The organism is Actinoalloteichus sp. GBA129-24 (assembly GCF_001941645.1).
GTDB lineage: Bacteria > Actinomycetota > Actinomycetes > Mycobacteriales > Pseudonocardiaceae > Actinoalloteichus_A > Actinoalloteichus_A fjordicus.
In genome coordinates this window covers 4361297-4374106 of the sequence record NZ_CP016077.1, presented here as the reverse complement: position 1 = coordinate 4374106, position 12810 = coordinate 4361297, and the positions used below count along the sequence as shown (strand labels likewise).

Annotated in this window: 13 protein-coding genes; 8 read left to right on the top strand and 5 right to left on the bottom strand. The window is 70.5% G+C overall.

Annotated elements, in window-relative coordinates; translation table 11 throughout:
- Positions 1-17: 17 nt before the first annotated feature.
- The 4 genes from UA75_RS18830 to UA75_RS18815 all read left to right on the top strand — a co-directional run bounded on the left by UA75_RS18830 (position 18) and on the right by UA75_RS18815 (position 4705).
- The gene (locus UA75_RS18830; protein ID WP_232237320.1) at positions 18-1607 is read left to right on the top strand and encodes a sugar ABC transporter ATP-binding protein; all 1590 of its coding nucleotides are present in this window, start codon (positions 18-20) and stop codon (positions 1605-1607) included.
- Positions 1600-2730: an ABC transporter permease gene (locus UA75_RS18825; RefSeq protein WP_232237319.1), complete on the top strand. Its 1131-nt coding sequence runs from the start codon at positions 1600-1602 to the stop codon at positions 2728-2730. The genes UA75_RS18830 and UA75_RS18825 overlap by 8 nt, the downstream gene beginning before the upstream one ends.
- Positions 2727-3731, top strand: a complete 1005-nt coding sequence (locus UA75_RS18820; RefSeq protein WP_075741370.1) for an ABC transporter permease — start codon at positions 2727-2729, stop codon at positions 3729-3731. The genes UA75_RS18825 and UA75_RS18820 overlap by 4 nt, the downstream gene beginning before the upstream one ends.
- Positions 3732-4243: 512 nt before the next feature.
- Positions 4244-4705 carry an SRPBCC family protein gene (locus UA75_RS18815; RefSeq protein WP_075741369.1) on the top strand — a complete coding sequence of 154 codons (462 nt, stop codon included), beginning with the start codon at positions 4244-4246 and terminating at the stop codon, positions 4703-4705.
- A 51-nt stretch (positions 4706-4756) separates the two neighbouring features.
- Here UA75_RS18815 and UA75_RS18810 read toward each other — a convergent pair whose 3' ends face one another.
- The gene (locus tag UA75_RS18810; protein ID WP_075741368.1) at positions 4757-5476 is read right to left on the bottom strand and encodes a DJ-1/PfpI family protein; all 720 of its coding nucleotides are present in this window, start codon (positions 5474-5476) and stop codon (positions 4757-4759) included.
- A 458-nt stretch (positions 5477-5934) separates the two neighbouring features.
- Between UA75_RS18810 and UA75_RS18805 the strand changes: the two genes are divergently transcribed.
- On the top strand, positions 5935-6927 hold the full coding sequence (locus tag UA75_RS18805) for a GlxA family transcriptional regulator (RefSeq protein WP_075741367.1): 993 nt from the start codon (positions 5935-5937) through the stop codon (positions 6925-6927).
- A 135-nt stretch (positions 6928-7062) separates the two neighbouring features.
- Here UA75_RS18805 and UA75_RS18800 read toward each other — a convergent pair whose 3' ends face one another.
- Positions 7063-7506 (bottom strand): PaaI family thioesterase, encoded by a 444-nt coding sequence (locus tag UA75_RS18800; RefSeq protein WP_075741366.1) that lies wholly within the window; start codon positions 7504-7506, stop codon positions 7063-7065.
- 2 nt (positions 7507-7508) lie between these two features.
- Positions 7509-7985 carry an SDR family NAD(P)-dependent oxidoreductase gene (locus UA75_RS18795; RefSeq protein ID WP_075741365.1) on the bottom strand — a complete coding sequence of 159 codons (477 nt, stop codon included), beginning with the start codon at positions 7983-7985 and terminating at the stop codon, positions 7509-7511.
- A 528-nt stretch (positions 7986-8513) separates the two neighbouring features.
- On the opposite strand from UA75_RS18795, the gene fdhA reads away from it, so the two are divergent.
- On the top strand, positions 8514-9737 hold the full coding sequence (gene fdhA / locus UA75_RS18790) for a formaldehyde dehydrogenase, glutathione-independent (RefSeq protein WP_075741364.1): 1224 nt from the start codon (positions 8514-8516) through the stop codon (positions 9735-9737).
- A gap of 463 nt (positions 9738-10200) precedes the next feature.
- Here fdhA and UA75_RS18785 read toward each other — a convergent pair whose 3' ends face one another.
- On the bottom strand, positions 10201-10395 hold the full coding sequence (locus UA75_RS18785) for a DUF397 domain-containing protein (RefSeq protein WP_075741363.1): 195 nt from the start codon (positions 10393-10395) through the stop codon (positions 10201-10203).
- 17 nt (positions 10396-10412) lie between these two features.
- Positions 10413-11261 (bottom strand): helix-turn-helix domain-containing protein, encoded by an 849-nt coding sequence (locus UA75_RS18780; RefSeq protein WP_075741362.1) that lies wholly within the window; start codon positions 11259-11261, stop codon positions 10413-10415.
- Between the two features lie 296 nt (positions 11262-11557).
- Here UA75_RS18780 and UA75_RS18775 point away from each other — a divergent pair, with 296 nt between their 5' ends.
- Positions 11558-11770 (top strand): hypothetical protein, encoded by a 213-nt coding sequence (locus UA75_RS18775; RefSeq protein WP_157434284.1) that lies wholly within the window; start codon positions 11558-11560, stop codon positions 11768-11770.
- Entirely contained in the window at positions 11767-12483 is a 717-nt protein-coding gene (locus UA75_RS18770) for a hypothetical protein (protein WP_075741360.1), read from the top strand. The genes UA75_RS18775 and UA75_RS18770 overlap by 4 nt, the downstream gene beginning before the upstream one ends.
- Positions 12484-12810 lie beyond the last annotated feature (327 nt).

The following is a 12810-nucleotide window of genomic DNA, read 5'->3' as shown; positions in this document are numbered from 1 at the left end:
CGAGGAAGGACGTCGTCGTGAGCAGCTCCACCAGCACCGACCCGCCTCGGCAGCGCGTGGCGGCCGCCGTTCTGGAGACCGAGGGCGTCACCAAGTCGTTCGGCGGCGTGCGCGCCTTGCGCGGTGTCGACTTCCGGCTTGCCGCCGGTGAGATCCACGCCCTGGTCGGCGAGAACGGCGCGGGCAAGTCCACGCTGATCAAGGTGCTGACGGGCGTCCATCCGCCCGACGAAGGGGAGGTCCGATTCGCGGGCGCCCCCGTCGACTTCCACCGGCCCGCCGACGCCCAGCGGGCCGGGATCTCCACCATCTACCAAGAGGTCAACCTGGTGCCGCTGCTGTCGGTGGCCCGCAACATCTTCCTCGGTCGCGAGCCGAGGACCCGGCTCGGTCTCATCGACGTCGCGCGGATGAACCGCGAGGCCGCCGCCTTGGTCGAGTCCCTCGGCCTCGACGTCGACGTCCGCTCCGACCTCGGCAGGCTCGGCCTCGGCGTCCAGCAGATGGTGGCGCTGGCGCGGGCCATGTCGGTCTCGGCACGCGTGGTGATCATGGACGAGCCGACGTCGTCGCTGGAGGCCAAGGAGGTCGCCACCCTGTTCGGCGTCGCGCGCACCCTGCGCGACGCGGGCGTGGGTCTGGTCTTCGTCTCGCACCGGCTCGACGAACTCTGGGAGCTGTGCGACCGGGTCACCATCCTGCGCGACGGCAGGCAGGTGCACACCGGCCGGATGGCGGACCTGAGCAGGCTGGCGCTCATCTCGCACATGCTGGGCCGCGACCTGGAGGAGGTGCGCCGCACCGGAGCCACCGACTTCGGCGAGACCCACCGACAGGACCGGGAGCCGGTGCTCACGGCGTCCGGTGTCCAGGTCAGGGGCAGCCTGCACGACGTCGGCCTGACCGTCCGCCCCGGCGAGGTGGTCGGCCTCGGCGGACTGCTCGGCTCCGGTCGCACCGAGACGGTGCAGGCCGTCTACGGCGCGCTGCCGCGCGAGGCGGGCACCGTCCGGGTCGGCGGTGCGGAGGTGCGCACGAACTCGGTCGGCCATGCCCTGCGGGCGGGCATCGCCCTGTTGTCGGAGGACCGCAAGGCCGAGGGGATCATCCCGGACCTCTCGGTCCGAGAGAACATCGCGCTCGCCGTGCTGCCCCGGCTCTCCCGGCTGGGCCTGGTGTCGGAGTCGAGGGTCGACGCCCTGGTGGCGACCTTCATGGCCCGGCTGCACATCAAGGCGTCGAGCCCGGCCCAGCCCGTGCGGGAGCTGTCCGGCGGCAATCAGCAGAAGGTGCTGATCGCCCGGTGGCTGTGCACGGAGCCGAAGGTGTTCCTGCTGGACGAGCCGACCAGAGGCATCGACGTCGGCGCCAAGAGCGAGGTGCAGTCGCTCATCGACGAACTCGCCGAACAGGGCCTGGCGGTCGTGCTGATCTCCAGCGAGATGGAGGAGCTGGTCGAGGGCGCCGACCGGATCGTCGTGCTGCACGACGGCGGAGTGGTGCGGGAGCTGGTCGGCGAGCAGCGTACGACCGCCGAACTGCTCGCGGCGCTGGCCCACGATCCTGGCACGGCGGCCGAGAAGAACGAGGAGGACGCGGGTGACTGACTCCACCCAGGCGGGTCGGCGGCCGGACCCGGACGCGCCCCGATCCCCGGCCGAGGAGACCTCGTCCGGGACCGGACAGGTACGCGAGGCAGCGGCGGGTTCCGCCGACGCGGGCGGCGGGGAGTCCGGCGGGTCCGGCAGGCCGCCCTGGCTCCGGCGGCCCCGCATCGACGCGGACTGGATCCGCCGCAACGGCGTCTTCGTGGCACTGGCCCTGCTGATCCTGGTGAACGTCGCGATCACCCCGAACTTCGTCAGTGAGGGGACGCTGCGGCTGCAGCTCATCCAGGTGGCGCCCGTGCTGATCGTGGCGCTGGGGATGGCGCTGGTCATCGGCACTCAGGGCATCGACCTCTCGGTGGGCGCCGTGATGGCGCTGGCCGCCGCGCTGATCCCGCTGTACATCGGCTACGGGGCCGCCGTCGCGATCCTGATCGCGCTGCTCGCCGGGTGCATCACCGGGGCGGTGGCGGGCTCGCTGATCGCCAGGGTGGGTGTCCAGCCGATCGTCGCGACACTGGGTCTGATGGTCGCCGGTCGCGGCGTCGCCAATCTCATCGGCGGCGAGATCAAGAGCATCCGCGAGCCGGGCATCGTCATGCTGGGCTCCGGCAACGTCTTCGGCATCCCCTACGTGGTGCTCATCGCCGCCGTGGTGTCGCTGGTCGTGTGGTTCGCGGTCCGGCGCACGCTTTACGGTCGCAGGCTCGTCGCCATCGGCGGCAACCAGCGGGCCGCCGAACTGGCCGGACTGCCGGTGAAGCGGGTGCTGGTCACGACCTACGTCGTCTGCGGCCTGCTGGCCGCCCTGGCAGGCGTGCTGCTGGCGGCGCGTTCCCAAGCCAGCGACCCGACGCGGCTCGGCCTGCTCATCGAACTGTCGGCCATCACGGCGGTGGTGATCGGCGGGACCCCGCTGTCCGGTGGTCAGGTGCGCGTCGCGGGCACCATCGCAGGCGCCCTGCTGATGCAGCTCATCACGGCGACCCTGATCTTCCACAACATCCCGGACTCCACCGCGCAGGTGGTGCAGGCCGTCATCGTGATCGCCGCCGTCTACGTACAACTCGGTCGCCGGAGATCGGGGAGACCGGGACGATCGGGAAGAAAGGCGTCACCATGACAGGCTCCGTCGCCCCGACCGCGCCGCCCGCAGGCCAGGGCGTCCCGAGCACCGGGGCGCGGCTGGCCCGCGTGGCCCAGCGCCAGGGCGCGCTGGTGATCCTCGTCGTCGCGGTCCTCGCCGCCACGTTCGCCTTCGACTCCTTCGGCACCCGAGGCAACCTGACCAACATCGGGCTGCAGGCGTCGTTCCTCGCGGTGGTCGCGCTCGGCATGACGTTCGTGATCATGACCGGGGGCATCGATTTGTCGGTGGGCTCGGTGTTCGCGCTCGGCGGCGTCCTGGCCGCCTGGGGCGCTCAGTACGGGACCTGGGCGGCGCTGCTGGTGCCCCTGCTGGTGTGCGGCGCGATCGGACTGGCGCAGGGGCTGATCATCGCCAGGGGCGGGCTGCCGCCGTTCATCGTGACCCTCGCCGGACTGCTGTTCGCGCGCGGCGTTCTGCTGCTCATCAGCGACGAGGGCGCCACCACCTACAAGGTGCCCGTCGAGTCGGCGTTCCGGACGCTGTCGCAGGGCTCGCTGCTGGGGATCGGCTTCCCGATCTGGCTGGTCGTCATCGCCTTCGTCCTCGGCGGCATCGTCCTGCACCGCACGTCCTACGGTGCGACGGTGCTGGCCATCGGCGGCCAGGAGGACGCGGCGGACCTGATGGGTCTGCCGGTCGTCCGGACCAAGATCATCGCCTACGTCACCTCCGGACTGCTGGCGGGCTTCGGCGGGATGCTGATGGCCTCCTACACCTCTTCGGGGGTGACGGTGCTGGGCGTCGGGATGGAACTGGAGGCGATCGCGGCCGTCGTGCTGGGCGGCACCCTGCTCACCGGCGGTGCGGGCACCGTACTCGGGACCCTGGTCGGCGTGCTCCTGCTCCAGGTGATCATGAACGTGATCAACCAGGTCGGCTCGCTGAACTCCAACTGGCAGGCGGTCGTCAGCGGCACGATCCTGCTCGTCGTGGTCACCCTCCAGCAGTGGCTGGCCAGGGTGCAACGTCGCTGAGGCACTCGTCGTCGCGGCCGGGCCGGAACCGGTGCGGCGCGGTGCGGGGTTCGGTCTCGCCGAGTCCCGGCCCGCCGCGGGCCTGCGGGTGTCACCGCCCCGGCCGCTCGGGCCGGTTTCAAGGGGCTGCGGCTGATCGATCTCGCCGGAGGAGTTCGTCCTCGCCGTTGATCGTGGCCGCCGACCTGTCCTCGGACGACGTGCCATGGGTGCGCACCCCGAACAGGCTGCGTGCCGTCCCGCCCACGCGACGGAGGGCGACTCGGGATGACCGGGCTGCACACCGTGCATCCCTCCGGTGTCCGCCGGGATCGTGCCCCGCGCCGGGGACCGGGGACTGATCGATCGTGCCGCCGACCGGCCGGTTCTTCGCGGCTCGGTGAAGCGGCTGAGGGCTCAGATGTCATTGTCGGACCGAGTCCGAGCAGCTGGCCGAGGACCGCAGCCTCCCGCCTCCCCGCTCGTGTGCGGGCGGAACCCGCTCATCCCGTTCCCCGAGAGGACATCCTTCGATGGCCGACCATCGCGACGCCGCCTCGGCCGCCCTCGTCCTGGCGCGGCGCCGCATCGTGATCCGCGCACCCTTGGCGACGATCTGGCGGCTGCACACCGACGTCACGGGCTGGCCGAGGCGGCATCCCGAAGTCCGCGAGGTCACCGGAGCGCCCGTCCTCGCCGAGGGCACGTCGTTCGGTCTGCGTCCGGCAGGCCTGGACATCACGTCCACCGTCCTCGACGTGAAGCCCATGCAGCAGACCCGGTGGGTGGGACGCGTCGACGGCATCACCGGCAATCATCTGTGGGTGTTCCGGTCGCATGATCTCGGCGTCCTGGTCGACACGCTGGTGTCCTGGGACGGCGACCCGATACGGGCCGACGTCGACGGCATGCAGGAGCTGCTCGACACCACGCTGCTGACCTGGCTCAATCGACTCAAGGCCGCCGCCGAGGACTGTCCACTCGAGACGACGTGAATCCGGCGGCCAAGTCGGGCGGTGCGGTCCCGGCCGCCCGACTCCGCGCGGTTAGAGCGGTGTCGACAGGTGCGCGGCCAGCCGTGCCTGCAGCTCGGGGTGCTCCCGGAGTCCCTCCCGCAGCGCGTACTCCGGCAGCGACGGCGCGAAGGCCGCCGTGTCTGCGGTCTCCCAGTCCAGCGGGCCCAGCGGCGGCTCCGGGTCGTACTCGATGACGAGCTGGACGCGGCGGGCGGCCTCCGCACCCGCGAGGGTGGCCACCAGGTGCAGGGCCATGTCGATGCCTGCGGCGACGCCTGCGGCGGTGAGCACCGGGCCGTCCTCCGCCCAGCGGCGGCGTACCGGGGTCGCGCCGAAGCCTGCCAGCAACGGCAGGAACGCCCAGTGGCTCGTCGCTTCCCGGCCCGTCAACAGACCGGCCGCCCCGAGGACCAGCGACCCGGTGCACACCGAGCCCATCCGATGCGCGCCGGGCGCGGTGTCTCGCAGGTACTCCTGGAGCTTCTCGTCGGTCATCGCCCGCATGGTCGGCGCCATTCCGCCGGGCACGATCACCGCGTAGGGGTCGGGCACCTGATCGAAGACGTGGTCGGCGCAGACCCGCAACAGGCTGTCGGTCGGCATCGGGTCGGTGTTCTCCGCGACCAGGGCGACCCGGAATCGCGAGTCCAGCGCGGCCAGTCCGCTCAACACCTGGAGGGGGCCGACCAGATCCAGCGGGGTCATCCCCGGATACACGATCAGAGCGATGGTGCGCTGCTGTTCAATCATGATCGTCACGCTGCCCTCGGTGACCCCGCGTCGCCACGCCGATGTCCGAGATCCTGCGAAACCGGTCCGATTCCCGGGGCGTGCCGGTGCATCCCGGCGGGGCTGGTTCCGGTGCACCGTCGCGCCGGCCGATCCGACCGGCAGGACGGGATGTCCCGGCAGGCGTCGCGTGCGGCAGGGGACCGGGTGGCTCTCGGGGAACGAACCGTGCGGCGCAAGGGCGGTCTTCGGTGCGGGAGGTTGGCGGGGGAGAGCCGGACGTAGACCGATCGCGCGGTCCTCGGGCACGGGACCGGGACCGACGGGAGGACCGGTGACGGCGGGAAACGATGCCCGGCGGCCGAGCCGGTGACGGCACCGTCGTGGGCCCACGAGACGACGGGGCGCGGCGCAGCGCCCAGGCCAGCGCCGCCGACGGGGAGCCGGATCGGCGCGTGTCCGCCGGCTAGACTCACCGGGTGTCCGAGAAGCCGCGTCGGGTCGTCATCGTCGGTTTCCCCGACGCGACGTTGCTGGACGTCGCCTGCCCTGCGGACGTGCTCGACGCCGTGAACCACCTCGGAGCCCAACCGGGCTACCAGGTCACCACGGCCACCCTCGGCGGTCGCGAGATCCGCACCACCTGCGGCATCGTCCTGGCTCCGCACTGTCCGCTCGAGCGCGTGGCGGGCCCGGTGGACACGCTGATCGTCGCGGGCGGCCACGGGCATCGTGCCGCTGCCGAGGACGTGCGCGTCACCGACCAGGTCCGCCGGATCGCCGCGATGAGCAGGCGGGTCGCCTCGGTGTGCACCGGGGCGAGCGTGCTGGCCGGTGCGGGCCTGCTCGATGGTCGGCGGGCGACCACCCACTGGATCTTCCTCGACGAGATCGCCCGGCGGTACCCGGCGGTGTCCTTCGATCCGGCCCCGCTGTTCGTCCAGGACGGCAACGTCTACACCTCGGCCGGGGTGACCAGCGGACTCGATCTGGCGCTGTCCTTCGTCGAGGACGATCACGGAACCGTGATCGCCCGGCAGGTCGCCAGGGGAATGGTCACCTATCTCCAGCGACCCGGCAATCAGGCGCAGGTGAGTCTCTTCCTGTCCGCGCGGCCGCCGGACGCGGGACCGGTCCGCGAGGCGGCCGCCTATGTGCTGACCCACCTCGACGGCGATCTGCGGGTCTCGGCACTGGCCCGACACGTCGGGATCGGCGCCCGCCACCTGGCTCGGCTCTTCGCCGAGGAACTGGACACCACGCCCACGCGATACGTCCGATCGGTGCGGACCGAGGCGGCGGCTGTGCTGCTGAGTGACACGGCGCTGCCGATGGGCACCGTCGCCCGCCGATGCGGATTCGGCACCGGGGAGACCCTGCGGCAGGCATTCCTGGACGCCTACGACACGACGCCCTCGGCCTACCGCCGGATGCACCAGCGGCGAACGACTCCGGTCGCGTCGGCACGCTGACGACCGCGCGGCCAGGCGCCGTGGACCTCTGCTGCGCCTGCCGCCTGCGTGGTACGTCGGCTCCGCCGCTCGCGCCGGTGCGCGCCGCGACCCCCGTGGACGTCGCCTCCCGTCGCACGGCGCCCGCTCGTCGGATCAGTCGTCCCGCAGGATCAGACAGGTCGTGGTGCCGGTGGCGAGGAGCCTGCCCGCCGCGTCGTGCACGGTGCCCTCGGCCGTGCTGGTCCGCCTGCCCCGATGCACGACCCTGCCCTCCGCCAGCAGTTCGACGTCGTCGATCGAGCCGGGGCGCAGGAACTTCACCGCCAGGTCCACCGACGTGTAGCCGATGCCGCCGGGGAGCGTGGTGTGCACGGCGCAGCCCATCGCCGAGTCCAGCAGCGTGGCGAGGATGCCGCCGTGCAGCGTGCCCAGCGGATTGGCGAACTGTGAGCGAGTGCGGCAGCGGAGCGTCAGCCTGCCGTCCTCGATGTCCTCGAACCGCATGCCGAGCAGCAGACCGATGCCTGCCGAGGTCTCGTGGCCCCGTGCGGCTCGCAGCAGTTCCAGGCCGCTCGGGACGGCGTCCTCCCTGTGCATGCTCACTGTCTGCCGCCCGTCTCGCCGGTCAGAATGACGGTGTCAGGTTGACACGTTCTCGACTGCCCTGGCCCGCCGACCTCGACGCACTCGCCACCGACGTCGTCAGGATGGCAGCCTGGGTGCCGTCGCGATGACCCGCCTCGCCGCCGCAGGCCGCGACGTCGAATCGCAGATGTTCGCCGAGGAGTTCGACGCCATGGCCCGGCGGATCGAAGGCCGCCGTCGATCGCACCGAAGCGCGCCACCCACTGGCTGATCAGCGACTCCGCCTGGGCGGGGTCGGCCACCGAGCCGCCGTGGGCCGCTTCCGTCCCGCCCGCAGCCTGGATCTTGGCGACCACGGCATGTGCCGTCGCCACATCGACGTCGTTGACCAGTACCGAGGCACCCCTGCCTGCGGCATGCCGGGCGTAGGCCCTGCCCAGCCCCCGACCCGCCCCGGTGATCACCACTGCCTTGCCGTCCAGGATTCCCATCCGACCAGTCTTAGTCGATGATCAGCGCCGTCGGAGCGACAGACTGAAAGAGCCTGTCTTCGATCCCCACTTTCCTGTTGCGCGGGGCAGGCGGCGGCGATCTGCGGCGTTGTCGTCAGTCGACATCACTCCGTCATGTCTCCTTCCTCCGCCTGGCAGCTCATCCCACGCTGATCCCCGCTCACGACTCCAGGGGGACCAAGGACAGGCCCTGAGAGGTCGTCCTGCGGCGGTGAGTGGCGGGCGCCGACCGCCTCCCGTCGATCAGACGAACCGTGACCTCGTCGGCGGTCGGCGCCGTTCTCCTGCGACGGATGGTTCGGACGTGGCGTCGGGCTCCCCAGCCGGAATCCGAATCTCGTCGGCGAATCACCGCAGGTCACCAGGCTTGATGCCGAGTGGGGCCGGCGCCTCGTCCCATGGCACGGGGCGCGGGGGGCTTCTAGGATGGTTCGGTCCAGGTGACGCCGGTCACGGTGTCCGACGCCGCCGTGTGCACCGCAGAACCAGAAGCGAGGTGACAGATCGATGACGGGGAACAAGGCGATCGCCTATGTCGGCAAGGGCGCAGTCGAGGTTCGTGACATCGGCTATCCCAGTCTCACCCTCCGCGACGGTCCCGGCGTCAACCCGGCCAACGTGGGACGGCGCTGCGATCACGGCGTGATCCTGAAGAACGTCGCCACGAACATCTGCGGCTCGGATCAACACATGGTTCGCGGCAGGACCACGGCGCCGGAAGGTCTGGTGCTCGGCCACGAGATCACCGGTGAGGTCGTGGAGACGGGCCGGGACGTCGAGTTCGTCAAGCAGGGCGATCTCGTCTCGGTGCCGTTCAACATCGCCTGCGGCCGGTGCCGGAACTGTAAAGAGGGCCAGACCGGGATCTGTCTGAACGTCAACCCGGACCGCGCAGGCTCCGCCTACGGATACGTCGACATGGGTGGGTGGGTCGGCGGTCAGTCCGAGTACGTGATGGTGCCCTACGCCGACTGGAACCTGCTGCGCTTCCCTGATCGTGATCAGGCGATGGAGAAGATCCTGGACCTCACGATGTTGTCGGACATCTTCCCGACCGGCTTCCACGGCTGTGTCACGGCCGGGGTGGGCGTCGGATCGACGGTGTACATCGCCGGAGCCGGTCCCGTCGGGCTCGCCGCCGCCGCATCCGCGCAACTGCTCGGCGCGGCGGTGGTCATCGTCGGCGACCTCAACGCCGATCGGCTCGCGCAGGCCCGCAGCTTCGGGTGCGAGACCATCGACATCTCGCAGGGCGAGCCGAGGGATCAGATCGAGCAGCTGCTCGGCGTGCCGGAGGTCGACTCGGCGGTGGACGCCGTCGGGTTCGAGGCGCGCGGCCACGGGCGTGACGCGGGCACCGAGAAGCCCGCGACGGTGCTCAACTCGCTGATGGACCTCACCAGGGCGGGCGGCTCGCTCGGCATTCCCGGCCTGTACGTCACCGGCGATCCCGGTGCGGCCGACGCCGCGGCGCGGCAGGGATCGCTGTCGCTCAACTTCGGGCTCGGCTGGGCGAAGTCGCACTCCTTCGCCACCGGGCAGTGCCCCGTGATGCGGTATCACCGTCAGCTGATGATGGCGATCCTGCACGACCGGGTGCAGATCGCCAAGGCGGTCGATGCGAGGACCATCCCGCTCACCGAGGCGCCGCGCGGCTACCAGGAGTTCGATGAGGGCGCGGCCCGCAAGTACGTGCTCGACCCGCACGGCCTGCTTCCTCAGCGAGGCTGAGGCGATTCGGGCAGGCAGGACCCGGCAGGCCGCCGGAGACTCCTTCCCGTCGGGCACCGTCGCGCGCTGCTGCGCGGGGACCGGCTCGGTGCGCTTCGGCGCCGAGCCGGTCCCCGGGTGTACACCCGAGGGCACACCGAAGACGGCGGGCCCGCGACAGACAGTGGGAATCACCGGACACTCACGCGCGGTTGCCCCCGCACCGCGTCGACCGGTCGCGATGATCCGTCCTGCCGAGATTTCGAACGACCGTGGATCGAACGACCGTGGATCGAACGACCGTCCTACGGTCTTTCGTCTGCTGATTGAATCGTCGACGAGGCAGGCGGGAAGTGCGACCCCTCGGTGGATAAGACCGATCCTTCTGACGGCTTACCGGTCGAAGAGAACGGCCGGGATTCGCACCGCGTTCCCGCCGATTCTCGCCACGTCGCCGACGGTGATCCTACGGCGTACTGGGTGGTCAGCCGAGTCGATCGTGTTTGGCCGCGGACAGGAAAGCGCCGAATGTGCGAGGTGCCATGGTGAGCACGCCGCCCTGACGATTCTTCGTATCGCGGATGCCGACGACATCGGCGGTCTGCCCGATCTCGACGCACTGGCCGCCGTTGGCGCTGCGACTACTGGTACGCCACCGGACACTGGTCAATGGATGCACGCCGCGCCTCTTCCTTCTCAGGGAGTGAATTCCGCGACTATCCTAGCGATGAGCTGTGCGGTCTCTCGTTTGGACAGAGCAAGCCCGCGCAGCTCGTCGAACATGAATGTCAAGGCTGCGACGTCGTCGCGATCCTCGATCACATGACCGCCCAAGGGATTCTCCGACCATCCCACATCGGGGTCCGCCTGTTCGGCGAAGCGGAGAAGGGTGAATCCGCCCGCCAGACTCGGATGAGTACCAACGCTGTTGGGAAGTACTTGAAGAATCACATTAGGAAGTCGGCCCAGCCGTCGCAGGTGGTGCAGCTGCTCCGTCATGATCGCCGGACCGCCGATCTGTCGGTACAGCGCGGACTCGCTGACCACGGCACGCAGCTCAAGCGGTACAGGCGCGGTCAGCCGCTGCTGTCGTTCCATCCTGGCGGCGACGCGCTTCTCCACGTCGGCCGGGTCCGTGATATGCCGACCCGCCGAGTGGATCTCGCGCGCGTAGGCCTCGGTCTGCAGCAGTCCAGGAATCAGCTCGATCTCGAAGTTGTGCACTTCCGAGGCGGCCTGTTCGAGTCCGACATAGGGTTTGAACCACTCGGGCAGCCGATAAGTCGACCACCATCCGCGTTGTGCGCCCTCTCTGCGCAGTTCTTCCAGCAGGGACCGTACTCTCTCGGGTGTCTCGTAGTAGTCGAGCAGTGCCGTCAGCTCGAACTTCTTGATGCCGGACCGCCCGGCCTCCCAGTTTCGGATCTTCCCGGCACTGCAGCCGATGTGCTCTGCCGCCTCGGCCAGGCTTCTCCGGGCACTCGCCCGAAGTTCGGTGAGCGAGGTACCGAGTCTGCGCCGCCGCGCGGTGGGTCCGAGGGACATCTCAGCCTTACCTTCCTACGCGGGCAGCGGTTCACGGCCACCCACCGTACCCAAAGATCATCATCGTGTCGTCGGCCTCACTCGGAAGACTGAATTTCAATCTTGAGTTCAGGTTTTGCGAACAGGGTTCGATACCTTGCCTGCCGAGGGCGTGTCGCTGATCCTCTTCGATCGCAGAGCAGGATCGACCGGGACGAAACGGGGCGGCGATCGCCTCGGATCGCCGTCCTGCCCGCGCGAGGTCAGCACGCGGATCGGCGACGGGCTCGCCTGCCGAGACATTCATGGAGGAGACGATGGGAAATCAGTTCCTGAGCGGTGTGCTGGACACCGCCGGAGACCATCTGTTCCCGGTGGTGGCCACGACGGGCATCGTGCTGCTGGGCTTCGGCGCGCTCGACTGCGCCTGGCGTTGCTGGCGCGAGTCCCATCCCCGGCGCAGAAGCCCGAGCAGGCGCGACTGGGCGCGGATACGTGCTGCGGAGACGCGGGTGGCGGCGAACCGATGACCGATGACCGTGACGCCTGGTTCGCCGAGGACACCACGTCCGAGGCAGGCCTGCGTCGCGACCGGCATCTCGTCGCCGGACTGCGACCGGAGATCGGGACCGTGGTGGTCACCCTCTGCTGCCGCTCGCTGATCGTCGGCGGTGCGCCCGAGAGCGCCTGCGGCGAGCCCGGCGGGATGGGAGCCGGCGAGGTCGGCGACTGGGGTGTCGGAACCGGGGAGGGTGCCGAAGGTGGCGCCGACGCACCGGGATACCGGCTGTGCTGGGAGTGCGCGGAGGTCGCCGCCGGGCGGAGGCCGCCGCCGCCGAACGTCCTGGAGTTCGATCCCGTGCGGCTGGTCCGGCTCCGCAGCGGCCTCGCTCCTGAGCCGGGCAGACTGGTACACGTCTGTCCGCCGCCGGACCCGGCCCCCGCCCTGCTGCGGGCGCGATGCGGGGCGGAGCTGCCGGTCGTCGACCTCGACATCCTGGACGTCATCGACGCGGCGACGGGGATGCCCTGCGGGGTCTGTCTCGCCGCCTCCCTGATGGTGATGGGCGCGGAGGGCGCGGCCGGGACGGCGGCGGGTGCCGCGGTGAGTCGCAGACTGGGCGGCATGCTGCCACGCCGATGTCGAGTCTTCGCAGGTGGTCCGGCGTGCTGTGGGCGCCCGCGCACCCGAGGCGGTTCGGCACGCAGACGCGACGGCCGCCCGCCGACGGGCGAGGACTGAGGCAGCGCCTCGCCGATCACACCGCGATCCGCAGGCGACCTCGTCGATCCGCGGGCGGCTCGGCGGCGGGTCGGGAATGCGGATCGGCGAGGCGCGTTCGGCTGAAGTGGATGGACGCGGTCGCGGGAGGCGCGCTCCCGCCCGCCGGGCGCGCCATGGCTCACGTGGACCCGTCGACCACCATGGGACCGGGACAGCGGCCCGCATGCCGGGACCTCGCCCGGCACCGGGACCCGACGGTCACCGGCCGACCCGATGGTTCTGTCTCGCGGTGTTCGGCACGCCGTCGTCACGACCACACTCGGGGTAGTCGACCAGCCTGCTGCC

What these genes read in the sequence shown, in the direction of transcription:
- UA75_RS18820 (WP_075741370.1), top strand. Translation starts at nt 2,727, where the DNA reads ATGACAGGCTCCGTCGCCCCGACCGCGCCGCCCGCAGGCCAGGGCGTC.
- UA75_RS18815 (WP_075741369.1), top strand. Translation starts at nt 4,244, where the DNA reads ATGGCCGACCATCGCGACGCCGCCTCGGCCGCCCTCGTCCTGGCGCGG.
- UA75_RS18810 (WP_075741368.1), bottom strand. Translation starts at nt 5,476, where the DNA reads ATGATTGAACAGCAGCGCACCATCGCTCTGATCGTGTATCCGGGGATG.
- UA75_RS18800 (WP_075741366.1), bottom strand. Translation starts at nt 7,506, where the DNA reads ATGCACAGGGAGGACGCCGTCCCGAGCGGCCTGGAACTGCTGCGAGCC.
- UA75_RS18795 (WP_075741365.1), bottom strand. Translation starts at nt 7,985, where the DNA reads ATGGGAATCCTGGACGGCAAGGCAGTGGTGATCACCGGGGCGGGTCGG.
- fdhA (WP_075741364.1), top strand. Translation starts at nt 8,514, where the DNA reads ATGACGGGGAACAAGGCGATCGCCTATGTCGGCAAGGGCGCAGTCGAG.
- UA75_RS18780 (WP_075741362.1), bottom strand. Translation starts at nt 11,261, where the DNA reads ATGTCCCTCGGACCCACCGCGCGGCGGCGCAGACTCGGTACCTCGCTC.
- UA75_RS18775 (WP_157434284.1), top strand. Translation starts at nt 11,558, where the DNA reads ATGGGAAATCAGTTCCTGAGCGGTGTGCTGGACACCGCCGGAGACCAT.
- UA75_RS18770 (WP_075741360.1), top strand. Translation starts at nt 11,767, where the DNA reads ATGACCGATGACCGTGACGCCTGGTTCGCCGAGGACACCACGTCCGAG.